Origin of the sequence: Glycomyces arizonensis DSM 44726, from assembly GCF_000482705.1 — a bacterium.
GTDB classification, from domain to species: domain Bacteria; phylum Actinomycetota; class Actinomycetes; order Mycobacteriales; family Micromonosporaceae; genus Glycomyces; species Glycomyces arizonensis.
The window spans coordinates 1-24,497 of record NZ_AXWO01000014.1 but is presented as its reverse complement, the minus strand read 5'-3'; the positions used below and the strand labels follow the sequence as shown (position 1 = coordinate 24,497).

Annotated in this window: 21 protein-coding genes and 1 pseudogene; 17 read left to right on the top strand and 5 right to left on the bottom strand. The window is 66.5% G+C overall.

Annotation, left to right across the window (positions count from 1 at the left end; translation table 11 throughout):
• The first annotated feature begins 35 nt into the window (after nt 1-35).
• From H613_RS0111215 to H613_RS0111165, 11 genes are all read left to right on the top strand, one after another.
• The gene (locus H613_RS0111215) at nt 36-1,064 is read left to right on the top strand and encodes a branched-chain amino acid ABC transporter permease (RefSeq protein ID WP_051393250.1); all 1,029 of its coding nucleotides are present in this window, start codon (nt 36-38) and stop codon (nt 1,062-1,064) included.
• Entirely contained in the window at nt 1,061-2,119 is a 1,059-nt protein-coding gene (locus H613_RS26000; protein WP_051393249.1) for a branched-chain amino acid ABC transporter permease, read from the top strand. The genes H613_RS0111215 and H613_RS26000 overlap by 4 nt, the downstream gene beginning before the upstream one ends.
• 32 nt (nt 2,120-2,151) lie before the next feature.
• Nucleotides 2,152-3,606 carry an ABC transporter substrate-binding protein gene (locus H613_RS0111205; RefSeq protein ID WP_169731984.1) on the top strand — a complete coding sequence of 485 codons (1,455 nt, stop codon included), beginning with the start codon at nt 2,152-2,154 and terminating at the stop codon, nt 3,604-3,606.
• 34 nt (nt 3,607-3,640) lie between these two features.
• Nucleotides 3,641-4,429 carry an ABC transporter ATP-binding protein gene (locus H613_RS0111200; protein ID WP_026923861.1) on the top strand — a complete coding sequence of 263 codons (789 nt, stop codon included), beginning with the start codon at nt 3,641-3,643 and terminating at the stop codon, nt 4,427-4,429.
• Nucleotides 4,426-5,184 carry an ABC transporter ATP-binding protein gene (locus H613_RS25995; RefSeq protein WP_051393248.1) on the top strand — a complete coding sequence of 253 codons (759 nt, stop codon included), beginning with the start codon at nt 4,426-4,428 and terminating at the stop codon, nt 5,182-5,184. Before H613_RS0111200 ends, H613_RS25995 begins: the two co-directional genes overlap by 4 nt.
• Complete coding sequence (locus tag H613_RS0111190; protein ID WP_026923860.1) at nt 5,177-6,373, top strand: Gfo/Idh/MocA family protein; 1,197 nt, start codon at nt 5,177-5,179, stop codon at nt 6,371-6,373. The genes H613_RS25995 and H613_RS0111190 overlap by 8 nt, the downstream gene beginning before the upstream one ends.
• Nucleotides 6,370-9,924, top strand: a complete 3,555-nt coding sequence (locus H613_RS25990; protein ID WP_156925970.1) for a lectin — start codon at nt 6,370-6,372, stop codon at nt 9,922-9,924. The genes H613_RS0111190 and H613_RS25990 overlap by 4 nt, the downstream gene beginning before the upstream one ends.
• A 25-nt stretch (nt 9,925-9,949) precedes the next feature.
• A complete protein-coding gene (locus H613_RS0111180; protein WP_026923859.1) occupies nt 9,950-10,954 on the top strand; it encodes a sugar phosphate isomerase/epimerase family protein in 1,005 nt (334 codons plus the stop codon).
• A 445-nt stretch (nt 10,955-11,399) separates the two neighbouring features.
• Nucleotides 11,400-12,404 (top strand): ABC transporter permease, encoded by a 1,005-nt coding sequence (locus H613_RS0111175; RefSeq protein ID WP_026923858.1) that lies wholly within the window; start codon nt 11,400-11,402, stop codon nt 12,402-12,404.
• A gap of 43 nt (nt 12,405-12,447) precedes the next feature.
• Nucleotides 12,448-13,482 carry an ABC transporter substrate-binding protein gene (locus H613_RS0111170; RefSeq protein WP_026923857.1) on the top strand — a complete coding sequence of 345 codons (1,035 nt, stop codon included), beginning with the start codon at nt 12,448-12,450 and terminating at the stop codon, nt 13,480-13,482.
• Nucleotides 13,479-14,246 carry an ATP-binding cassette domain-containing protein gene (locus H613_RS0111165; RefSeq protein WP_026923856.1) on the top strand — a complete coding sequence of 256 codons (768 nt, stop codon included), beginning with the start codon at nt 13,479-13,481 and terminating at the stop codon, nt 14,244-14,246. The genes H613_RS0111170 and H613_RS0111165 overlap by 4 nt, the downstream gene beginning before the upstream one ends.
• Here the strand turns inward: H613_RS0111165 and H613_RS25985 are convergent.
• Nucleotides 14,235-14,948: a FadR/GntR family transcriptional regulator gene (locus H613_RS25985; RefSeq protein WP_035737698.1), complete on the bottom strand. Its 714-nt coding sequence runs from the start codon at nt 14,946-14,948 to the stop codon at nt 14,235-14,237. The genes H613_RS0111165 and H613_RS25985 overlap by 12 nt on opposite strands.
• 326 nt (nt 14,949-15,274) lie before the next feature.
• On the opposite strand from H613_RS25985, the gene H613_RS0111155 reads away from it, so the two are divergent.
• The 6 genes and pseudogenes from H613_RS0111155 to H613_RS30840 all read left to right on the top strand — a co-directional run bounded on the left by H613_RS0111155 (nt 15,275) and on the right by H613_RS30840 (nt 21,110).
• A complete protein-coding gene (locus H613_RS0111155) occupies nt 15,275-16,231 on the top strand; it encodes an alpha/beta hydrolase (protein WP_026923855.1) in 957 nt (318 codons plus the stop codon).
• Complete coding sequence (locus H613_RS0111150; protein ID WP_035737695.1) at nt 16,224-16,694, top strand: GbsR/MarR family transcriptional regulator; 471 nt, start codon at nt 16,224-16,226, stop codon at nt 16,692-16,694. The genes H613_RS0111155 and H613_RS0111150 overlap by 8 nt, the downstream gene beginning before the upstream one ends.
• 8 nt (nt 16,695-16,702) lie before the next feature.
• On the top strand, nt 16,703-17,515 hold the full coding sequence (locus H613_RS0111145; RefSeq protein ID WP_026923853.1) for a class I SAM-dependent methyltransferase: 813 nt from the start codon (nt 16,703-16,705) through the stop codon (nt 17,513-17,515).
• Between the two features lie 80 nt (nt 17,516-17,595).
• Nucleotides 17,596-18,773: pseudogene (locus tag H613_RS32785) on the top strand (transposase).
• Nucleotides 18,774-18,994: 221 nt separating this feature from the next.
• Nucleotides 18,995-19,489: a hypothetical protein gene (locus H613_RS30845; RefSeq protein WP_156925969.1), complete on the top strand. Its 495-nt coding sequence runs from the start codon at nt 18,995-18,997 to the stop codon at nt 19,487-19,489.
• An 85-nt stretch (nt 19,490-19,574) separates the two neighbouring features.
• On the top strand, nt 19,575-21,110 hold the full coding sequence (locus H613_RS30840; RefSeq protein WP_156925968.1) for a hypothetical protein: 1,536 nt from the start codon (nt 19,575-19,577) through the stop codon (nt 21,108-21,110).
• Nucleotides 21,111-21,118: 8 nt separating this feature from the next.
• Here the strand turns inward: H613_RS30840 and H613_RS30835 are convergent, their stop codons facing one another.
• The 4 genes from H613_RS30835 to H613_RS0111115 form a co-directional block, all read right to left on the bottom strand.
• Nucleotides 21,119-21,835, bottom strand: a complete 717-nt coding sequence (locus tag H613_RS30835; protein WP_156925967.1) for a hypothetical protein — start codon at nt 21,833-21,835, stop codon at nt 21,119-21,121.
• Between the two features lie 132 nt (nt 21,836-21,967).
• Nucleotides 21,968-22,531 (bottom strand): class IV adenylate cyclase, encoded by a 564-nt coding sequence (locus H613_RS0111125; protein ID WP_026923850.1) that lies wholly within the window; start codon nt 22,529-22,531, stop codon nt 21,968-21,970.
• A gap of 13 nt (nt 22,532-22,544) precedes the next feature.
• Complete coding sequence (locus tag H613_RS0111120; RefSeq protein WP_026923849.1) at nt 22,545-23,396, bottom strand: helix-turn-helix domain-containing protein; 852 nt, start codon at nt 23,394-23,396, stop codon at nt 22,545-22,547.
• 160 nt (nt 23,397-23,556) lie between these two features.
• Nucleotides 23,557-24,390, bottom strand: coding sequence for a transposase family protein (locus H613_RS0111115; RefSeq protein WP_026923122.1), 834 nt, complete (start codon nt 24,388-24,390; stop codon nt 23,557-23,559).
• Nucleotides 24,391-24,497 lie beyond the last annotated feature (107 nt).

Genomic DNA, 24,497 nt, shown 5'->3' with positions numbered 1-24,497 from the left:
TCTTGGGAGCGCGACCACCCCCTCGGAGGACCGACATGATCGCAACCCGTCGACGGCTGCCGGCGCTGTGCGCCGCCGCGGTGGCCGTCGCGGCGGCCGTATGGGTGCTGTTCCTCGCCACTGACACCCCCGCCGGAACCGCGGTGGAGCACCCCGGCGCGTTCGCAGTGACCGTGCTCGACGCGGTGACCTTCGCGGGGCTGCTGTTCGTGGCGGCCTCGGGGTTCACCCTGATCTTCGGGCTCATGCGGACGGTGAACATGGCGCATGGCTCGCTGTTCCTGCTGGCGGCGTACGTGGCGATCGGCGTCCAACAGGCGATGGTGGGCAAGACGCGCAACATCGACGCCGCAGAGGTGGGCATCGCCGACTGGCTGGTGCCCATGCTCGTGGGCGCGGCGGCCGCCGCCGTCGTGGGCACGGTCATCCAACAGGCCTTCCTGCAGTGGAACGAGGGCCAGGAACTGCGCCAAGCCCTGATCACACTGGCGATCACCGTGGTGCTCGCCGACCAGATGCTGCGCGAGTTCGGCGGGCTGGCCCAGCGCATGGTCTGGCCCGGCGCGGTGACGCACTTCATCACGATCTTCGGCCAGCGCTACGCCACCACCCGCCTGTTCATGCTCGGGGTGGCCGTGGTGATCGGCGTGCTGCTGTGGCTGTGGTTGGACCGGACCCGCCTCGGCATGATCGTGCGCGCCGGCGTCGACGACCGCCAGATGGTGCGCGGCCTGGGCATCAACATACGGCTCGTGTTCGCGGTGGTGTTCTTCGCCGGGGCGTTCCTGGCCGGGGTCGGCGGCGTGCTCGGTGCCTCCTTCGCCGGCGCGGCGCCGGGAACCGACGGCGCGTGGCTGCTGAACGCGCTGGTCGTGGTGATCATCGGCGGACTCGGCTCCCTCAAGGGCGCCGCCGCCGGATCGCTGCTCTACGGGACGGTCGTGGCGTTCTCGCCGGTCTACCTTCCCAGCCAGTACTCGTTCTACGCGATCATCCTGACCTTCGGCCTGCTCGCACTGGTGCTGGCGGTCCGCCCCTACGGACTCTACGGGAGGCCGGCATGAGGACCGGATCGACGGTGAACCGGCGGACCGCGGCGCTCTTGCCGCTGGTGGCCTTCCTGGCCGCATTGCCGAGCATGGCACCGGCGTTCTTCATCAACTTCGTCATGACCCAGACCCTGATGCTCGGCCTGGCCGCGGCGACCATCGTGTTCTTGGCGAAGTACGGCGGCATGGTCTCGCTCGCCCAGTTCCTGCTGTTCGGCGTCGCCGGGTTCATGTACGGCAACGCCGCCCTGGAAGCCGGATCGCGCGGTCTGAATCTCGGGTGGCATCCGTGGGCCGCGGTCGCCTCCGCGCTCGCCGTCACGACCGCCGCCGCGTTCGCGCTGGGGGCGCTCGCCAGCCGCACCACCGGCCTGTACTACCTCATGCTCACCCTCGTGTACGCCGTCATCGGGTACTTCGTGTTCGCCCAGATCACCGAGATCTCGGGGCCGAGCGGCATCACCAGCATCGAGCGGCCGGAGCTCTTGGCGGCGCCGGTGAGCCTGTACTACACCGCGTTGGGTCTGTCGGTGCTCGCCTACATCGGATTCCGCGCGCTCGGGCGGACCGCGTTCGGGCTCGCCCTCCAAGGGGTGCGGGACGACCCGGTCCGCATGGCCTCGCTCGGGTTCAACGTGCCGCTGCACCGGACCCTCGCGTTCGCGCTGGGCGGCTTCGTCGCCGGGCTGGGAGGCCTGGTGAACGTGTGGTGGAACGGGCAGATCGACCCCGCCTCGATCGGGATCGGACCGACCTTGATCCTGCTGATCATCGCGGTGATCGGGGGCGTGTCGCACTTCGAGGGCGCCTGGCTCGGCGCGTTCGTGTACGTCCTGATGTTCACCTACCTGCGGGACCTGCCGCTGATCGACCGCATCGGCATCACCGAGGCCCGGTTCAACACCGTGATCGGAGCGATCGTGCTGCTGATCATGGTCCTCTCTCCCCAGGGGCTGGCCGGCATCGCCGATCGGCTCCGGCGGCGCCTGCCACGGCCCCGCAGGCCCGGCGCGGAACGCCCGGCGAAAACGACCGGGCGTCTCACCCGTGCCGAACTTATCGATGAATGAGCATTCCCCTATTTAATGTGGAGGAGACCCCCATGCGAAGACTCGACAGACCGAGGAGGACCGCCGCACTGCTCGCCGCCGCCGCGCTGGCGCTGGCCGGCTGCACCGACGGCGGCGACTCGACCGGGCTTCCCGCCGACGAGGGCGCCGGACCGGCGAGCGGCGGCGACGGCGTCCGGCTGGGGATCCTCGGCGAATGCGAGGGCCCCTTCGGCGGCTTCCACGAGGACGTCGTCGGCGGGACCTCGCTCGCGATGGTGAACCACGCCGGAGCACAGGTCGAATCGGCGACCAGCGCGCTCGACGGGTTCACCGGCGCCGAAGTGGCCGGGACGCCGATCGAGCTGGTCGGCATCGGCTGCGGGGACGACACGGCGGACCGCATCCTCGAGGAGGTCCGCCGCCTCGTCGAGCAACTGGGCGCCAACGTGATCATCGGACCGCTCTCCGGCGACGAGGGCATCGCGGTCGCCGAATACGCCGCGGAGCACCCCGACCTCACCGTGCTGTCCGGGATCTCCGGATCCCAGGAGCAGACGCTCCAGGTCCAGGCGCCCAACTACTTCCGCTTCTTCGGCGACGGCGCGATGTGGAACGCCGGACTCGGCGACATCCTCCACAACCAGGAGGGCTGGGACTCCGTCGCCGTCATCGCCGACGACTACAGCTTCGGCCACACCTCCGCCGCCGGATTCATCGCCGAGTTCTGCGGCGTCGGCGGCCAGGTGGACACCAGGGTGTTCCCGCCGCTGGGGACCACGGACTACTCGCCCTACATCGCCCAGCTGCCCGGACCGGACGAGGTGGACGGCTACTTCTGGGCGGTCGGCGGCACCGGCACCCAGGCGGCGCTGGAGGCATTCGTCAACGCCAAGGGCGACCTGACCGGAGATCAGCACGCGGGCAACCTGTTCTTCAACCCCGACCTCGCACAGGCGCTCGGCACCGACATCGCCGGCGCCTACGTCGGCGGCTTCGCCACGCTGCCCGGAGACGTCACGACGCCGGCGATCGAGGAGTACCTGGCCAGCGCCGACGAGACGTGGGAGAGTCTGCCCGGCGGCGTGAGCGGCAACGAGCCCGCGCCGCCGTCGACGGCCGCCGCCTTCGGGTTCTTCTACGGCTACTACTCGGCCGGCGTGGCGTTGATCGAGGGGCTCGAGGCCGTGGAAGGCGACGTCTCGGACCCGACCGCGCTGCACGCGGCCCTCTCGGATCTCACTCTCGACCTGCCGTACGGGCAGGTCAGCCTCGACGAGAACCGGAGCGGCATCGTCGATGTCGGACTGTCTCAATTGGTCGTCGATGACGACGGCGAGATCGTCCAAGAGGCCGTGGCCATCATCCCGCAGGTCGACCAGTCCTTCGGAGGCGCCTTCGGCCCCGACACGCCCTCGCCGTCACGCGATTTCCCGCCCTGCGAGGAGCGCGACGTGCCCTGGGAGGGCGAGGCGATCCCGGTCGTCGACGGCGTCCCCCAGCGGTAGCGCCCCCGTGAACACCGAAAGGAGGTCCCCGCTCATGGCCGAGGCCGATACGACGGACGCCGAACCGGACGGCGCCGCTCCAATCGTCCAGGTCCGCTCCGTTCGAGTGGCCTTCGGCGGGCTGCTCGCCCTGCGCGGCATCGACCTTGACGTCGCGCGCGGCGAGCGCCTGGCGATCCTCGGGCCCAACGGCGCGGGCAAGACGACGCTGTTCAACGTCATCGCCGGCGACATCGCGCCCACCGGCGGGACGGTCGCCATCAAGGGTGTCGACTGCACCCGTCTGCCCTCCCGCCGCCGGCCCCGACTGGGGGTGGCGCGCACCTACCAGAAGGCGCGCACGTTCGAGGGACTCTCCGTCGCCGACAACATCTATCTCGCATTGGCGGGCCACCGCCGACGCCACCGAGTGCCGTGGCGATCGGCGGTGGATCGCCGCATGCGGGCAGAGGCCGAACGCGTCGCCGAGTCGGTGCGGCTCGGCGACCACCGTGGCACCGCCGCGGGCGCCCTCGCCCACGGCCAGAGACGCCAGCTCGAACTCGGCATGGCCCTCGCGACCGAACCGGAGGTGCTCATGCTCGACGAGCCGGCCTCCGGACTCTCCCGCGGCGAGCGCGAGCACCTCGTCACGCTGCTCGAAGCCCTGCCCGAAGCGGTCACGGTGCTCCTGATCGAGCACGACATGGACGTGGCGTTCCGGATCGCGGGGCGGGTGGTGGTCATGGCCGACGGCGAGACCATCGCGGCGGGGACGCCCGACCAGGTCCGCGGCGACCCCAGAGTCCACGAGATCTACCTCGGATCGGAGGGCGGGACATGACCGGGGCGCCATTGCTGGAGGTCCGCGGCCTGCGCGCCGGATACGGCGCCTCGGTCGTGCTCGAGGACCTGGACTTCCACATGGACGTGGAAGCGGTCGGCATCGTCGGCCGCAACGGCATGGGCAAGACGACCCTGTGCGACACGCTGGTCGGTTTCCTCTCGCCTTCCGGCGGGCAGGTGCTCCTGCGCGGCGAGCGCATCGACGGCCGATCGCCCGAGCGGATCGCCCGCGCGGGCATCGCCTACGTCCCGCAGGGCCGCCGGCTGTTCCCGTCGTTGACCGTGGAGGAGCATCTCGCGATGCTGAGCAGGCGCGGTCGACGTTGGACGCCGTTCAGGGTCTACGAACTGTTCCCGCGTCTGGCCGAGCGCAAGCGCCAGCGCGGGGGGCATCTCTCCGGCGGCGAGCAGCAGATGTTGGCCGTCGGCCGGGCCCTACTGCTCGACGCCGACCTGATCGTCATGGACGAGCCGTCCGAAGGACTCGCGCCGGCCGTCGTGGACGTCCTCGTCGACGCCGTGCACCACCTCGTCGCCGAAGGCGTCGCCGTCCTGGTCGTCGAGCAGAACCTCCGCGCCGCCGTCAGGATGGCGCCGCGTCAGCTCGTCATGGTCTCCGGCCGCATCGAGGCCGAGTTCGCCGGTGCCGAACTGCGCGACCGCCCCGACCTCCAACACCGCTACCTCGGCGTCGGCGCCGGAGACGGCACCGTCCGATCCGACTCGGACAGAACAGGAACGACAGATGCATGACCGGATCAACGTAGCGCTCATCGGCTCCAAGTTCATGGGCCGCGCCCACTCCAACGCCTGGTCGAAGGTGACCAAGTTCTTCCCCGGCGACCTCGAACCGGCCATGCACACCGTCGTCGCCCGCGACGCCGAGTCACTGGCGGCGTTCGCCCGCACCTGGGGCTGGCGCCGCCCCACCACCGATTGGCGCCTCGCCGCCACCGATGCGGCGGTGGACCTCGTCGACATCGCCACGCCCAACCACCTCCACGCCGAGCAGGCGATCGCCGCCCTGGAGGCCGGCAAGCACGTCGCCTGCGAGAAGCCGCTCGCCGGGACGCTCGCCGACGCCGAGGCCATGGCCGCCGCCGCCGAGCGCTCGAGCGGCAGGACCTTCGTCTGGTACTCCTACCGGCGCGTCCCCGCCGTCGCCCTCGCGCACCGGCTGGTCGCCGCGGGCGCGCTCGGCCGCGTCTACCACGTGCGCGCCGCCTACCTCCAGAGCTGGGGCGGCCCCGAAGCGCCCCTGGTGTGGCGCTTCCAAGGCGACATCGCCGGCTCCGGCGCGCACGGCGACCTCGGCGCCCACATCGTCGACACCGTCCGTTTCGTCACCGGCGAGGAGATCGTCTCGGTCGAAGGCGCGATCGAGCACACCTTCATCGAAGAGCGCTCGCTCGTCGAGGGCGGGGGCGGCGGCGAGATCGCCGGGGCCGGCGCCGGAACCACCGGCGCCAAGGGCAAGAGCACCGTGGACGACGCCGTCATGTTCCTCGCCCGGATGAGCGGCGGCGCGCTCGCCAGCTTCGAATCCACCCGCCTCGCCACCGGCTACCACAATGCCAACCGGTTCGAGATCCACGGCGAGAAGGGCGCGCTCCGGTTCGACTTCGAGCGGATGAACGAGCTCGGCTTCTACAGCAAGGAAGCCGAATCGGCCGTCCAAGGCTGGACCACGATCGACGTCACCCGCGGCGGTGACGAGCACCCCTACGCCGAGGCGTGGTGGCCCGACAGCCACGGCCTCGGCTACGAGCACACCTTCATCAACCAGGCCGCCGACATCCTCGCCGTGCTCGGCGGCGGAGAACCGCGAGTGCCGCTCCCCGACTTCGCCGACGCCCTCCGGACGCAGCGAGTCCTCCACGCGGCCGTCGAGTCGGCCCGCCACCGCAGCCCGATATCACTGCACGAAGGGACATCATCGTGAAACTCCCCAGACTCAGAAGACGCGCCGCGACCGGCGCCACCGCCGTGCTCGCGGCCTCGCTCCTCACGATCGCCGCCCCGGCCTCGGCGATAGAGGAGGAGGCGTCCGCGCAGCAGGCCGAGCCGTTCAACGCGCTGATCTACAGCGAGACCGCCGGATTCCGGCACGGCGCGATACCCGACGGCATCGCCGCCATCGAGAACCTCGCCGCCGAGCACGGCTTCACAGTGGACGCCACCGAGGACTCGGCGCAGTTCACCGACGACAACCTCGCCCAGTACGACGTGGTGATCTGGCTGAACACCACCGGCGACGTCCTCGACGACGCCCAGCAGGGCGCGTTCGAACGCTACATCCAGGCCGGCGGCGGCTACGCCGGTGTCCACGCCGCCTCGGACACCGAACACGAGTGGGCATGGTACGGCGACCTGGTCGGCGCCTATTTCAACAACCATCCGACCCCGCAGGACGCGACCGTCAAGGTCGAGGACCCCGCGCACCCCTCGACGGCCCATCTCGACCCGCTCTGGGAACGGTTCGACGAGTGGTACAACTTCCGCACGAACCCGCGCGGCGACGTCCACGTCCTCGCCTCCCTCGACGAGTCCTCGTACGACCCCGGCTCGGGCGCGATGGGCCCCGAGCACCCGATCGCCTGGTGCCAGGACTTCGACGGCGGCCGCTCCTGGTACACCGGCCTCGGCCACACCGCGGAGTCCTACAGCGATCCGGCCTTCCTCCAGCACTTGCTCGGCGGCATCAGGTCCGCGGCGGGCGACGTGGGCGCCGACTGCGGCGCGTCGCAGCCCGACGGCTTCGAGAAGGTGGCGCTCGACGAGTCGACGCTCAACCCGATGAAGCTCGACATCGCCGAGGACGGCAGGGTCTTCTACATCGACCGCGGCGGCGACGTGCGCATCATCCGGCCAGACGGCTCCACGGCCACCGCCGGCCATGTGGACGTCTACACCGGGCAGGAGTTCGGGCTGCTCGGCCTCGTCCTGGACCCCGATTTCGCGAGCAACGGCTGGCTCTACCTCTACTACTCTCCGGCGGGAACCCAGTCGGTAGACCGAGTGTCGCGGTTCACCATGGACGGCGACACGCTCGATCTGGGAAGCCAGGCCACGCTCCTCGAGGTCGACACCCAGCGCAGCCAGTGCTGCCACGCGGGCGGAGCGCTCGCGTTCGGACCCGAAGGCGACCTGTACATCGCCATCGGCGACAACACGAACCCGTTCGGCTCCGACGGCTACACGCCGATCGACGAGCAGCCGGGGCGCCAGTACTGGGACTCCCAGCGCACCGCCGCGAACTCCGACGTCCTCAACGGGAAGGTCCTGCGGATCCACCCCGAGGACGACGGCACCTATTCGATCCCGCCCGGCAACCTGTTCGCACCCGGCACCCCGAACACCCGGCCCGAGATCTACGCGATGGGATTCCGCAACCCCTTCACGATCGGCACCGACCCCGAGACCGGCAAGCTGATCCTCGGCGACTACGGGCCGGACGCCGGGTCCGCCGATCCGAACCGCGGACCGGACGGCCGGGTCGAGTGGAACATCGTCGACGAGCCCGGCTTCTACGGCTGGCCCTACTGCGTCGGCGCCAACACCCCCTACGTCGACTACGACTTCGCCACCGGCCAGTCCCATGGGGAGTTCGACTGCGGCAGCCCGGTCAACGACTCGCCGAACAACACCGGGATCACCCAGCTGCCGGCCGCGATCGGAGCCGAGTTGTGGATGGGCAAGGCCAGCTCCGGCGTGCCCGAGATCGGCGGGAGCGGCGCCCCGACCGCGAGCGGCGTCTACCGCTTCGACACCGGTGCCGACCCCAGCCGACGCTGGCCGTCCTACTGGGACGGCAAGACGATCCTCGGCGACTGGAACGACGGCAGGCTCTTCTCGATCCAGCCCGACGACACGGTGAGCGAGGTCGTCGACGTCAACCGCATCCTCCCCGACATGGACTTCATCCGAATCCACGATCTCAAGTGGGGTCCCGACGGCGCGCTCTACGTGATCGACTGGGGCACCGGCTTCGGCGGCGGCAACACCGACTCCGGCATCTACCGGATCGACTACACCAGGGGCGGCGGCGTCCGTGACCCGATCGCCCACATCGAGGCCGACAAGACCTCGGGGCCGCTGCCGCTGAGTGTCCAGTTCTCCTCGGCCGGTTCGAGCGATCCCGAAGGAGCGGCGCTGGATTACGCCTGGGACTTCGACGGCGACGGCGACACCGACGCCACCGGGGCCGAGGCGTCCCACACCTACACCGAGGCGGGCACCTATCTGGCCGCGCTCACCGTGACCACTGAGGACGGACGGATCGCCGTGGCCGACGTCGAGATCGTCGCGGGCAACACCGCGCCCACCATCACCGTGGAGGCGCCGATCGACGGCGGACTGTTCGAGTGGGGGGACACGATCCGGTACCGGGTCACCGTCACCGACCCCGAGGACGGGCAGGTCGACTGCCAGGACGTCGTCACGCAGCCCGCGCTCGGCCACGACGAGCACGCCCACGGCTACGAGCAGTACTTCGGCTGCGAAGGCGTCTTTCCGCTGCCCGGAGACGAGGGGCACATCGGGGCGGACATCTTCGGCGTCGTCACCGTCACCTACACCGACCAGGGCGGTCCCGGCGGCGCCGAGCCGCTGACCAGCCAGGAGGTCGTCGTGCTCCACACCAAGCACAAGGAGGCCGAGTACTTCACCGACACCGGTCGGATCCCCGGCGGCGCGGGGACCGACGACCCCGGCGTGCAGGCCGAGGCCACGACCGACACCGGCGGCGGCCAGAACATCGGCTGGACCACCGACGGCGACTGGTTCGGCTACGCGCCGATGAACCTCACCGGCATCGACGCCGTCGACCTGCGGGTGGCCTCGGGCACCGTCGGCGGCATCGTCGAAGTCCACGCGGACGACCCCGAGGGACCGCTGGTGGGCACCGCCGCAGTCGAGGCCACCGGGGGCTGGCAGAACTGGACGACCGTCACCGCCCAGCTCGAGAACGCCCCCGCGGACGGGACGGCGCTCTACTTCGTGGTCCGCAGGCCGTCGGGCAGCAGCAGTACCGACTTCCTGCTGAACGTCAACTGGGTGGAATTCCAGGGCGACGGGATCGCGGAGGGGACGGGAGCCCTGTCCGGCCAGCTCATGTCGGTGAGCGCCGCCAAGTGCCTGGACGTGCCGGGCCAGTCGACCGAGAACGGCACGCAGCTGCAGATCTGGGACTGCCACGGCGGATCCAACCAGAGCTGGACCTACACCGACGCCGGGGAGCTGACCGTCTATTCGGGGGGCTCGCAGAAGTGCCTCGACGCCGAGGGCGGCGGGAGCAGCGCCGGAACGCCGGTGATCATCTGGAGCTGTCACGGCGGGGCCAATCAGCAGTGGAGCCTGGGCGCCGACGGCACCTTCACCAGTGCGCAGTCCGGGCTGTGCCTGGACGTGGAGGAGGCCGCCACCGCCAACGGCACCGCCGTGATCCTGTGGACGTGCAACGGCGGCGCCAACCAGCGATGGACCCTCGGATGACGATCCGGAAGCGAAGGAGCGAACGATGACACGACCGATCACGCTGTTCACCGGCCAGTGGGCGGACCTGCCGTTCGAGGAGGTGTGCCGCCTGGCCTCCGGCTGGGGCTACGACGGCCTCGAGATCGCCTGCTGGGGCGACCACCTCGACGTGCAGCGGGCCGCCGCGGACGACGAATACGTCCGATCGAAGCTGGATACGCTGGAGAAGCACAATCTGAAGGCGTGGACGATCTCGAACCACCTGGTCGGCCAAGCCGTCTGCGACGACCCGATCGACGATCGCCACCGCGACATCCTCCCGGAGCGGGTGTGGGGCTCCGGCGATCCCGAATGGGTGCGCCTCCGCGCCGCCGAGGAGATGAAGGCGACCGCCCGCGCGGCCCGCCTGTTGGGAGTGGACACCGTCGTCGGCTTCACCGGCTCGGCGGTCTGGAAGTACGTGGCGATGTTCCCGCCGGTCTCCGCCGAGGCGATCGAGGCGGGTTACCAGGACTTCGCCGACCGGTGGAACCCGATCCTCGACGTCTTCGACGAGGAGGGCGTCCGCTTCGCACACGAGGTCCACCCCTCCGAGATCGCCTACGACTACTGGACCACCGTCGCGGCCCTGGAGGCGATCGAGCACCGCCCGGCCTTCGGTCTCAACTGGGATCCCTCGCACATGGTGTGGCAGGACCTCGACCCCGTCGGCTTTCTCTGGGATTTCCGGGACCGGATCTACCACGTCGACTGCAAGGACGCCAAGCGGCAGACCGGCGACGGCCGCGCCGGAAGGCTCGGCTCGCATCTGCCGTGGGCCGATCCCCGCCGCGGCTGGGACTTCGTGTCCACCGGCCACGGCGACGTGCCCTGGGAACGGTGCTTCCGCATGCTCAACGCGATCGGCTACGACGGCCCGATCTCCATCGAGTGGGAGGACGCGGGCATGGACCGCCTCGTGGGCGCGCCCGAGGCGCTGGAGTACGTCCGCCGACTCGCGTTCGATCCGCCGGAGGCCGCGTTCGACGCCGCCTTCAGTTCGAATTGACGGCCGATCACGCGGCCGATGAGAGTGGGGAGCCGCGGCGCCCGAGCCGGGGCCGCCGGGGCTCCCCCACTGCAAGCCGCCCGCGGACACCCCGCGAGACCGGCCTCGACGCGTGCCGTTCCGGGCGGGCTCGCGGAGGCCCGAGCCACTCGCGCGACGACGGTGCGCGACGCGGAGGCGCCCCGCAGGTCGAGGCCGTCGCTGCCGAAGGCGCCGGACACGACCTGCCGCAGAGCGGCATGGAGCGGACGGCCGTCGAGTTCCCCGGCCTCGCCATGACCAGACACATCGGACATATGGCGGCGCCGGCGAGGCTCGAGGCGATTCATCGGACCTCACTCGTGTGCGTCCCTCACGAACACCGTTGCAAAGACTTGTAAATATGCCAATACGTATGGCATGATAACGCTTTATTCACGGAAAGATCTGATCTATACGGAGTGCAATGGCGACTGTCGACCAAGCCGTCGGATGGCGCGGCCGGCTGGAAGAGTGGCTGCGGGAGCGGATCTCCGTGGCCGTCTCGGAGGTGACCGCCGCGACCGCGCTGGCGGTGCTGTTCATCGCCCTCAGCCTGGCCAGCCCGTACTTCCTCACCGCCGACAACCTGTTCAACATCGGCTCGCAGACCGCGGTCATCGCCATCATCGCCGTCGCCCAGACGATGGTGATCATCACCAAGGGCATCGACCTGTCGGTCGGATCGGTCGCCGCCCTCGCGGGAGTCGCGGGCGCCATGGTGGTGCGGGACCTGGGCTTCTCCGTGTGGGAGGCGAGCGCCGTCGCCGTCGCCGTCGGCGCGGCGGCGGGTCTGGTGAACGGCCTGCTGGTGTCGTTCGCGCGGCTCCCGCCCTTCATCGCCACCCTGGGGATGATGTCCGCCGGGCGGGGTCTGGTCTTCATCGTCACCGGCGCCGTCGGCGTCTACTCCCTCCCCGAGTCGTTCCAACTGCTCGGCAACGGGGTGATCGCCGGCGTCCCCTTCACCATCGTGGTGACCGCGGCGGTCGCGCTCGCCGTGGGAGGCCTGCTCTCCCAGTCCCGCTTCGGCCAGCACGTCTACGCCATGGGATCCAACCTGGAGGCCGCCCGCCGGTCCGGCATCCCGGTGCGCCGCAACCTGACGGCGGTCTACGTCCTCGCGGGCATGCTCGTCGGCCTCGGCGGCGTGATCGCGGCCTCGCGGGTGAACTCCGGCCAGCCGAACTACGGCATCGGACTCGAACTCGACGTGATCGCGGCGGCGGTCATCGGCGGCGCCAGTCTGTTCGGCGGCCAGGGGCGCATCGTCGGCACCCTCATAGGCGCGTTCCTGATCGCCCTGGTGCGCAATGGCTCGGTGCTGCTCGGCATCAACATCCACTACCAGCAGCTGATCGTCGGCCTCATCATCTGGGCCGCCGTCTACTTCGACCAGTTCCGCCGCCGGCGCCTCGAATCCCGAGGCTGAGACGCCGCGCGGCCGCCACCGCCCACCGTGGAAGGACAAGACAATGGCAATCAGTACCAAGGCCCGCAGCGGTCTCGCAATGCTCGCCGCGGTCGCGGCCATGGCCGCCGGCGCCTGCGGCGGCGTGGAAGTCCGCGACGACTCGGGCGGCGGCGGTGAGGGGACCACCGACGGGCCGCTGGAGCTCGCCGTCGTCCCCAAGGCGGTCGGCCACGAGTTCTGGAACACGGTCCGCGCCGGCGCCGAATGCGCCGCCGAACGCGCCGGGGACGTCACCGTCGAATGGGACGGCGTCGCCGCCGAGACCGAAGTGGAGGGCCAGGTCAACCTCATCCAGAACTTCGTCACCCGGGGCGTCGACGGCATCGTGTACGCCGCCACCGACTCCGCGGCCCTGGCACCGGCCACGCAGGGCGCCCTGGACGCCGACATCCCGGTGGCGATGATCGACTCCGGCACCGACCCGCAGCCCGAGGAGGTCCCCCTGTACGCCACCGACAACCGCGCCGGAGCGGCCGAGGCCGCAGAGCTGCTCGCCGAAGCGCTCGGCGAGGGCGACCACGACGTGGCGCTCATCGAGTTCCAGCCCGGCTCCCAGACCAACACCGAACGCGTCGAGGGATTCACCGAAGGCCTCGCCCAGCACGAGAACCTGAACCTGGTCGGCCAGCAGCCCAGCCACAGCGACGTCAACGAGGCCCGCCGCGTCACCGAGGACCTCCTCACCGCCAACCCGGACCTCGCCGGCATCTTCGCCGCCAACGAGCCGAGCGTCCTCGGCGCCGTGCAGGCCGTCGAGGCCGCCGGCAGGTCCGGGGAGGTCGTCATCATCGGCTGGGACGCCGCGCCCGACGAGATCACCGCCCTGCGCGAGGGCCAGATCTCTGCGCTGGTGGTGCAGAACCCGTTCAACATGGGCTACCTCGGCGTCGCGAACATGGTCGAGCACCTGCGCGAGGGCACGCCGATGGCCTCGGCCGACACGGGCGTGACCTTCGTGACGCCGGAGAACATCGACTCCGAAGAGGTCCAGGCGGTCCTGGAACCCAGCTGCGACAACCCGCCGGTGGACCAGTGAGCGGCGAGCCGGTCCTCGAGGCCCGCGGGATCGTCAAGCGCTTCGGTCACGTCGCGGCCCTCAGCGGCGCGCACCTGACCGTCCACCACGGCGAGGTGGTCGCGCTCATCGGCGACAACGGCGCGGGGAAGAGCACCCTGATCAAGGTGCTCTCCGGGGTGCACCCGCCCGACGAAGGCGAGATCCGGCTGGGCGGGCGCGCCGTGGCGTTCTCCTCCCCGGTCGACGCGCGGCGCGCCGGAGTCGAGACGGTCTACCAGGACCTCGCCGTCGCCGACGACCTCAGCGTCGCCGCCAACCTGTACCTGGGCCGCGAGATCAAGCGGCGCGGGCCGCTGGGGCGGATCGGGCTGCTCGACAAGCGGGCGATGCGCCGCGGCGCCGCCGAGGCCCTCGAGCAGCTCGGAGTGCGGATCCCGCGGGTCACCACGCCCATCTCGATGCTCTCGGGCGGGCAGCGGCAGAGCGTGGCGGTCGCACGGGCGGTCGTCTGGGCGACCGACGTGGTCATCCTCGACGAGCCGACCGCGGCGCTCGGCGTGGTCCAGACCCGCCGGGTCCTGGAGCTGGTCGAGCGGGTGCGCGACGCCGGGATGTCGGTGGTGCTGGTCAGCCACAACATGCCGCAGGTCCTCGAGGTCGCCGACCGCGTCGAGGTCATGCGCCTGGGCCGCCGCACCGCCCGGTTCGCCGCCGCGGAGGCCACTACCGACGACCTGGTCGCGGCGATGACCGGCGCGCTCACGACCGAGTCACTCGATTAGCGTCGTGTCGTCGTCGGCCGGCAGGTCGGCTAGGGATTCTTCGACGCCCATGAGGTGGTTGGCCATGCGGATCCTGGCGGCCTCGGGGTCGTGTGCTTGCAGGGCGCGCCAGATCGCGATGTGTTCTTGGTGGGTGCGTTGGTCGACGCCTTCTTCGCGCAGGCTTCGCCACAGCCGTTCCCTGACCGTCCGCCCGGCCAGTGCCTCGATCATCCCGATGAGCACGGGGTTGCCCGTGTGCGCGGCGATGACGCGGTGGAAGGCGATGTCGATCTCGATCACCCGCTCGTGCTCCTCGGGTGTCTTGTCCAGCAGCCGTCCGGCCTCTTCGAGCAGGGCCCCGGCCGCCTCGATGGCCGCGTCGGTGATCTGGGAGGCGGCCAGGCGCGCGGCCTCGCATTCGAGGAGGCGCCGGATGGCGTGGACGTGCCTGGTCTGGCCCTGGTCTTGGAGGTCGACCACGAACCCCATGGGCGCGAGCAGCCGCGCCACGTCCAGGGCGGTGACGTAGGTGCCATCGCCCTGGCGGGTGTTGAGGACGCCGAGGATCGACAGGGCCCGCACGCCCTCGCGCAGCGAGCCGCGCGAGACGCCCAGGGTCTCGGCGAGTTCCTTCTCCACCGGCAGCCGCTCGCCCGGGCGCAGCTCGCCTGTCAAGATCATGCGTTTGATGCCGTCGACGACATCGTCGGTGCGGGACATGCCAGCAAGTATCGCCGCCTCGCCCGCCGAGGCGCAACATTGGTCTGATCTTTCGCTCAGGACAGGATCGGTGCGGGACATGCCGGGCCCGCACCATCCACCCGACACCTCAGGCACGGCAATCAGGATGTCCCCATCAAAGGGGGAAGCTCCAGGCGTCAACGTAGGTGGGTCGACCCCGGGCCGGCGCCCCGTGCGGCGATGGCCCGCCCGCCTGGCGACGGGATCCTGCACTTTCCGACCGAGCGCGAACAGAAGCTTGACAATGCTACTTGTTTCAGTCATGATTGAAATAAGTAGCACTGAGAGGTTCTTGGAGGGCGAGCATGACCTGGCAGACCGAACGAGTGGACTTCAACAGCCTCGGCACTCGATGCGCCGGTGACCTGTACTTGCCGGAATCGCAGGATCCGGTGCCGGGACTGGTCCTGGGGCACAGTGGTGTGATGGTCAAGGAGGCGCTGGCGGCATTCGCCCCGTATTTCGCGCGGGCCGGGTTCGCGGCCCTGGCCATCGACTACCGCACCGTCGGCTCCAGCGACGGCGAACCGCGGGGGCAGGACCACCCGCAACGTCAGGTGGAGGACTTCCGCAGCGCGATCTCCTACCTCCAAACCCGCCCCGAGGTCGACGCCGAGCGGATAGGCTTGTGGGGTGTGAGCATCGGCGGATCGGTCGCCGTGCAGGCGGCGGTCCTGGATCGGCGCGCGACATGCGTTGTCGTGCAGAGCCCGAGCGTGTGGGACGGATGGCGCTATCTCGAACGGATGCTCGGCCGCGCCGAATTCCGGGCGCTGCGAGACCACTTGGACCAGGACTGGCAGCACCGCTTCGACGGCGAGGAGAGCGCCCGCGTGCCGCATCTGGCTCTAGAGGGAGAGACCGTCAAGGACAGTCCGGACCTCGCCGAAGCGCTGTTCCCCTCCTACCGCAACGAGAAGACCCTCGATTCCACCGAGCACATGCTCACCTTCGCGCCGGAGCACCTCATCAGCCGCCTCGCGCCCACACCGTTGCTCATGATCGCCAACGGCGGCTGGGACCCCTACCACGCGCTCGAAGAAGCGCAGAGCGCCTTCGCCAAAGCGGGCGAGCCGAAACGCCTGGAGGTGCTGCCGTACGACGTCCTTGGCCTCTACACCGGTCCCGGCCTTGACGAAGCGATGTCCATGGCCACGGACTGGTTCGACCGGTACTTGCGTCAGGCTCGGCGGGCCACTGCGACGCCGACACCCACGCGGGAGTCAGCGGCCTTCATCACGAAAGAAAACACCCATGACTAGCCGAGCTGGCAACAATGCACCCGACCGGGACGAGGTCATGGCTTGGGTGGAGGGCGTGGCAGCGTTCTGCGTGGAGGAGTGGGGGCTGCCGCCCATCACTGGGCGCATCCTCGGGCTGCTGATGATCTGCGATCCGCCTGAGCGCTCGGCGGGCGAGATCGCCGACGTCATCCAGGCCAGCCGCGCCTCCCTGACCTCGAACATGCGTTTCCTCACCGCCGTCGGCCTTGTCCGCAAAGTCCGCGTCCCCGGCGACCGCACCGCCTACTTCCGGATCGAGGACGACGCCTGGCAGAAGGTGATCCAGCGCAAACTCGACAGCCTCGGCCGGTTCGACGCGATCGCCGAGCGGGGCCTCATGCTCACTGGCGCAGACGGCCCCGGCGCCGAGCGCATCCACAACGCGCAACGATCCCTGACCTGGCTGCGCAACATCGCCAACGACCACCCGCTCGGACCATGAGGACCCATATGCAACAAGAACGCCTCGACCTCGACCCGATCCAGGAGACCCTGCTGCTCACCCTCTACGCCAGGGCGCTAGACAGTCGGCGAGACCGCTCCATCCTCGGCGACACTCGGTCCGCCGACCTGGCTGACCGTATCGAATACGACTTCGCCAGGCTCGACGTCAAGCCCAGCCTCGTGTGCGGTACCGCATTGCGTGCCAAGCGCATCGACGAAGCCGTCAAGAGCTTCACCGCCGACCACCCGAACGCCGTCGTGTTGGATCTCGGCTGCGGCCTCGACACCCGTGTCCTCCGCTGCGACCCGCCGCCCGGCGTCGACTGGTACGACGTCGACTTTCCCGAGATCATCGCGATCCGCGAACGACTGCAGCCGTCCCGATCCGCGCACATCGGCGCCGACCTCACCGAGACCGGCTGGCACACGGAGCTACCCGCGGAACGCCCCGTGATCATCGTTGCCGAAGGCCTGCTGCCGTTCATGCCCGGCGATTCCTTCCAGCGGATGGTCTGGGCGCTGACCGCGCACTTCACCGCCGGCGAGCTCGTCCTCAACGGCTACACCAGGTTCGCGGCCTGGGCGATGAAGTACCATCCCGTCATCAAGACGATCGGCATCGCCGCGGCCCAAGGCTTCGACGACCCGCACGAGCCCGAGACCTGGGAGGCCGGGTTGACCTTGGCCGAGGAACTGCTGCTGACCCGCGCCACCGAGGTCGCCGACTTTCCGCAGCCACTGCGCGCCCTCACCCGAGCCATGGGACTGAGCACCCGACTGTCCCGGCAAGGAACCCGAATACTCCGCTACCGGTTCTAACCCGACCAGCGACACCCTGGTACTACAGCGGCCATTCGGTAGGTGACCTGTGGTGATGCCGGGGTTTCGTGTCGTGGTTGATGCGACCTGGCTGCAACGTGGAGCAGCCGCTCGGCGTCTTTCGTGCTGTGAGACAACAAAAGCGACAAGCGGCTGCGGATTCTACGGTAGCGGCCCGGTCCTGCGAGGCGGCGTTGCGGTCGCTCATGGCACAACTCGCGGTGTGTTTCGCTCGGATCGAGCCACGCCGAAAGGCCGGCCAGTATGTGCGGGCGTTGATGTCTGACCTCGGTAAACGCAACGGATGGGCCGTCAGTGAATGGATCGGGGACCGCACGCCCGAGACCGTGCAGCGGCTGCTCTCCCGCGCGACCTGGGACGGCGACCAGGCGATGAGCCTGATCAGAAGATTCGCCCTCGACCGACTCGGTGAGATCACCCCGGCCGGGCGGCTCAGGATCGGGGTGCTCGATGAGACCGGGCAGGTCAAGAAGGGCGCCTCGACCGCCGGGTGCAACGCCAGCACATGGGCTGCGCTGACGGCAACGCCAACGGCATCAACACCGTCCATCTGGCCTTCGTGGTCGAGCAGGTCGGGCATGCGCTCATCGCGCACCGGTTGTGGGTCCCGGCCTTCCAGCCGGCCGACCAGCGACTGCGGCGACTGATGGGCTTGCCCGCATCGATGCGCCGGGCCCGCACCAAGGGCCGGATCGCGATCGACCTGCTGGCCCAGGCCTTGCGCGACGGCGCCTGGTTCGATCTCATCTGCGGTGACGAGGTTTACGGCAACTGCCCGATCCTGCGCGCCTGGGCCGAGCGGATCGGCCAGGCCTACGTGCTGCGCGTGCCCAAGAACTTCACCCTCGACTTCGGGCCCAGGGTGCGCTTCACCTGCGCGAGGGCCGTCACCGAGTTCGCCTCCGCGACCTGGGAGCTTCCCCAACGCCCTGGGACCACGACGGCCCCGCAACGCCCCACCATGCCCCAGGATGACCCGATCCGAAGGGCGGTTTCGGAAACGGCTCCAAAACCAGCGACCAATGGCTCCCCTATTGGCTCCCCAAGGCCCTCACGGCAGCCCCACGAAAGGCCGCGTGACCTCGCCATAAGACACGAAAAAAGGCCCTGTGACCAGGGCCTTTGTTCTGTGCACCTAGCGATCGCCTACCTGAACCCATCACCCCAGGTCACGGCCCTGCTTGTACTCTTGGCAGGCCGCTTGATCGTAATGGGACAGCCCCCAGAGGGGTCGTAGCCGGAACATTCCACTAGAATAGTAGGTGGCGGGGCCAAACCCGGCCACGGGCACCCGCGTCGGAGCGGAAACCAGAGCGTTCGCAGGTCTCACATAGGGATCGAGTACTTCGGGTTACTCCAGGTTTCCCGACAAGCCATGGTAGAGATTCCGTATTCCATCTGCCGTGGGAGACAAGTAGGCTGAACCCTACGCACTGTCAATCGGACCCGAGGTGTGACATGAACATGGCGAACCACCTGGCGGAACTGAGACTCGCCATCGGCGACGCGACCCCTGAGTCCGCGAAAGCTGAACTTCTACTGGAAGGCCTGCTGGTCGGCCTGGTGGAGTCTCATGATGCGCGTGTTCTGGGGAAGCCTGGGCCTATGGGTCCCCTTATCCAACGCTGCAAGGGCCTCTTGCAGAAGCGTGAAGACTTGGACCCTCAGAGGGCAGAAGCTCTTGCACTCCTGGATAAAGTCGACACGCTCAGAAACAAGAGAAATCGCCTGATTCACGACGTTGTTGCGGTACAACCGATCCAAGCAGGCAAAAGGGAGGGACCGCAGTTTGCGCGCCTCGCAAGTCCATGGAGATCTTCAATCCAGTCAGATCCGTTTGAGGTGTCAGAACTCTGGGAGCTTTCAGAGGAGTTTCGTCAGATTTCAATGAAGCTTTTCTTGTGGTCCTACGAGAACTTGCCCTACCTTGGTAAGCAGTGGACTTCCAACTAATCGAACCTAGAGACACCGCCAGGCGGGCGCAGCACACCCTTAGTAATCATCGAAAGTTAGAAGAAGTTCATACCGGAACAGTTGAGTGCTAGACGCAGTACCAGGGCAGGAAACAACCGCCAGCGGCGATGCACCAAGGCGATCGAATGTCCAGACCCAGCAATACGGAGATGATATGGGCAAAACTCTCGTCTCAGGCGAAAAGATAATCGGCATATTCGTTGACCCTGCAACCAGCTCAAAACCAATTGGAGCTGGAGCACTCTGGCTAGACGAAGATTATGGAGTCACGGCAGAAATGCCACATCTGCTCGAAAAATCTTCCGATCCGTTCGCTCAGATGGACCGTATGCAACAGCACCAGCTTCCTTCGAATCTAATCTTTTATGGTGAGGATTTCGTAGCATCTCTCTATGGATGCGCGTACATCGAATATAAGTCCGGCAACGTAGCCATAGCAAAACTCCGAGCAAACGAAGCAGTGATAGGCGAAACACCACTCAATATTGTGAATCCGTTGGAAGTTTCAACCTTCATTTCACACATTGACGGCCTTAACGTGTGGTCTGATCTCTCTTCGGTAGAATTCTGGCCCGATTGGCACAAGGATGAATACGGCCATAAGAAGATGCGGGCGAACTACATTGTTGAGAGCAAGAACGGACATGTCTGGTGCCAGGGAGCGACAAGAATGAGTCTTATAACTCACCCGGGAAACAAGGTTGGAGAATCGAACCCAGGGATTCATCTCGATGACCCCGTAGTACTACTTAGCAAGACTCGAAGCCCTCGACCTATATCTGTACATTTGGCCGAGCATCGAAAGTTTCGAGATTTGCACGCCCTGATTCATGGAGCTAGTGTCTTCTTCCGCGCGCATCAAATTCGAGACAGAATGTTCCCGGCTCGAACCTGGACGAAGGATGTAATTGGCGCAGAGTATCATTCAGTGCTAGAGCGCACAACGGTTCGCGAACACAAGAGTCCCATACCCCCCAAGGAACGATTCTACGATCCGCTTCTAACTGCCGATGAGATCACTTCATTTAGACTTTCACGATGGGCCAAGTATTACGAAGAATGGCATAGAATCATCTTTCCGGTCGCAAGCTTGCTTCTGCGACCAGGTACCCTCAACGAAAATCTCATGATCAATGCTTCCATGAGCATAGAGGCTATCGGACAACGGCTTCCCAAATATGACGGCGAAGAAGAGACGTACAGCAAACGCGGGAAGAAGAGACCAACGACGGCCACATACTTCTATCGGTCAATTAAGGCAACCAAAGTGGATACCCGATCAATTGCATACTCTGAATCAGGCATCGCATCCGCACTTGCCGATAACTATAACACGTTGAAACACTCAGATAGAGGAGGGTTTCCAGATCCCGCCTTTATCTTTTTTGCAGGACATCTGACGCTTGCCATATCGAGGATCTATCTGACACGAATTCTATTGCTTGAAGCCGAGGCGACCGACACATACTTCAACTCACATCTTATAAGCCAGATTTCTCAGGAAATGATTGCAAATAAGGTTCATATAAATGCCGATGGCAGATTTGTATTTGAGCGAAGGTTATGTCGATACAGTAGAGTTTTGCCCGCTTTTCCTTAATAGGACGGTCAGAATTGCCGATCTTGAGCAATTCCTTCTTTGTGCGTTTCCATCAGTTCACGGGACAAATAGACGGCCTCTTCAAGCTCTTCATCAGGAATGTGACGAGCATGAGCAACGGTATTTCTAGCGGTTTGAACTATCCTAAGTTCCTCCTCAAACTGACTTCTGAACCGACTAACATAGTTCTTGTATTTTGATTGAGCTCCATTGACAAAAGCTCTCCTATAACCCGCGAGCCCAAGTGCCTCGCTCAAGAACTCCCAGTTCGAAAGTAGCTGCCAAACAAGTTCCATATTGGGTTGCGGAGAAGGATCCCAATCAGGACCGCTATCCTCACCTGAGAGAAACTTTCTACGCTTTTCAGAAACACCATTTCGAGACCTTTCCACCGCATCTTGAGTAAACATCAGATCACCACCGAAGTTTACTTGAGCAGATGCTGCAGATTGGCTTGCTGAAGTGATTCGTAGCTCTTGCTCCAGGATTCGCAATTCGAACTGTGCCACTTGTCGTTCGGCTTCCTCAACCCGCTTCTTCAAGGACAAACCGAGAATGCCAACCTCGCTCATATCGGGCAAGATCAGTATAGCTCCCAGGAGAATTGGCAACGCGATTCTTGGATCAACCATTGTCACTGGGCCACATATTTCACGAATCGTATTGCCAGCAACCGCCTCACTACAAGTTCGCAACAAACCAGAGTAAGCGGCGGCTCCGATCATGATTAGCACTAGCAGAAATAGCACCCATCGGACGGCTCGGACTCTTGCGCTTCGTATCCAATCCACTTCAGTACCCGTTCTTGGTTTCACTGACCACCGTGAGAGATTACGATACAGCCCATTGGTTACATATCAGTCTCCCCGGCCTAGGCGCGCCTTCCTCACGCCGTCTGTGTAGGCGGTAAAATCTAGCTCCTTGCTGAGTTCGAGTTCGGCAATCACCGTTCGGACTACGGCGAGGGCGCCCTCGAAATTGTCGGATTCGGCGGCAACTTCGACTTCCAGGAACGTGCCATCTAGCTCAGGGACGCTGACGAGAGTAGCTAGTATGAGGCGGTTGTCGTAGATGAATTTGTAGTTCTGGCAATACTTCGTAAGGCTTACTAGCTCGACTAGACCCAGGTCGTGGAACATAGTCACCACTGGGTCTCGGTCGATAATGGTTGTTTCGTGTTCAGGCTTGGAACCACTTTTGGCGTCGGCTGGAGGTTGCTTGTAGGTCAGGAAGTGTCTGGCGCCAGTCGCAGTTTCGATGGTGCGGAGGCGGATTTCGCGACCGTCCGTATCGAGGCGGTGGTCGGGCCAGTCGTAGTAGGTGTCGTAGTAGGTGGCAGGTTCTTCGGTGGCGCGCTCGCGGAGCCAACGCTGGACGGCTTCGACGTCGCAGACTCTGGCTTTCAGCTCGGCTTCGATCACGGGTATCAGCCTCTCAGATCAAGCGGTCGGCGGTGGTCCAGAGGTCTTCGAACTGGCGGGTGAATCCGACGTGGAGCATGTTGTACTGCGCGGCGGTGAGGCGGTAGATGCTGGATTGGTGACCTTCGGTGGTGCTGTTGAACATCGACAGGTAGATGAGGTTGTCAAGTCGGATGATTCGCCAGGTGGGGAGGGTCGAGTATAGGGCAACATGGAGGTCGAGGTATGGATGGTCGATGAGCTCGCGGAGGCGGGCGACGGACAGGCGGATGCCAGCGGTGAAGGACTCTGCCGACTCGCCGATCTCCTTGGCTCGGTGGGCTGCGGCTGAGCTGTCGGGGTCGAGGAGGATGACTCGGGCTCGCACGGGCTGGGGTCGTTCGGTGGTCAGGGGTTCGCGCAGTAGGGAGTCGTTGAGGCCGATCAGGCCAAGGGCTCGGACTGCGAGGAGATCGACCTTGGCGGCTTGCCAGGCAGCGTCGCGGATCTCCTTGGCGGCGGAGGCTTGGGAGGCGAAGACTCTCGTGATGCCGATGCGGGCGGCTTGAGCCTCGGAGTCTTCGGGTTCGCCGATGGCGGGGGCGAGGCCGAGGAGATGGCGGGCGCGGTCGGGCATGGCGAGGCCGTCGGCGATGCGTTCGAGGACTTCGATGCTGGCGATCTTGCGTTTGCCGTTGAAGATCTCGTTGGTTCGGCCCTGGCCGAGGCCGGTGGCGATGCCGATGCGGGATTGGGTCAGGCCGCCGTATTGCTGGACCAGGCGGAAGACTGCGGTCATGTCTCTGGCCGCGAGCGCCTGCCGCATGGTGTCGCGACCCCAGAGGTCGTCGGGAAGGTCCACGGGAACGAACAACGGTGTGTCCATAGCCATCAACTTTACATCTCATCATGAGATACCCACTTGGGGCTAGCGGGGCAGGTAGACGGTTCGTGACGATGGGTGTTGCACAGCGGGCCGCCGTCCCGATTCCACACGCGCGGCGGCCCGCTTCACCAGAACTCGTTGAAAGGAGCGTCCTGGAGCGCTATTCAAAAGGGTTGAAGCCTTGGCGTCGGTAGATCTCCAGGGCGAGTACGCAGCGTAGTGTCCGGCCGAGCAGGCGCAGCGGCCGGCGGTAGCCGGTGTCGAGGATCTTCCAGTTCACCGCGTGGGCGATAGCCCGCTCGCCAGCGGATCGGCGGCGGTTGATCTGCCGGTTGTACCAGCCCTCGGCGGGGGTGAGCGGCCGGTAGTCGGGCTTCTTCACCGGCGTGATGATCCCGCACCCGACATAGCCCTTGTCACCGAGCAATCCAGGGCCGTCGGGTTCGGCATGGGCCGCATAGCGTTTCGCGATCCCCGACTCGCCGAAAGCGCGGGCGTCGTGCATCGACCCGTGCATCGGCTCACCGAAGTCGACCAGGTGCCCGCGCAGGTCAGCGACCGCCTGGACGTTCACCCCGCACGCGTGGCGCTTGCCCGAGAACAGGCCTTTCGTATGCGCCCGTTCGCCGGTGGGGACAAGGAAGCCGTCGACGATCAACGTCGAGCCCGCCCGGTCGCGGGCGGCCTCGGCCTCCACCTGTTCGAGGCATCGGCCGATCACCGGCTCTAGGCAGGTGAGGTAGCGCGAGATCGTGGGTTGGGAGCAGCCGAACAGCTCGGCCTCCACCTGTTGGGAGTTGTTGCGGCGCAGGTAGAACAAGACGACCACGACCGCCATGTACAGTCCCAGAGCCTTGCGCCGCCCGGTCGGGGCTTGCCAGGGGCCGATCACGGCGTGCACGGCCGCGACCAGATCCGACAGTTGCTCGTCGTCGAGACCGGTGACATGCTGGAAGCGAGGCGGTCGTCCTCGCGGGAGTTGTTGCGTTGCCATGCTTCAGCCGTCGCACAGGACGGCCGCCGTTACTGTCCGTCACCTGACTGAGCTGCAGATATTCACCCAAACGAGGCCACCAACCAGAGTTCTGAATGATGCTCCTG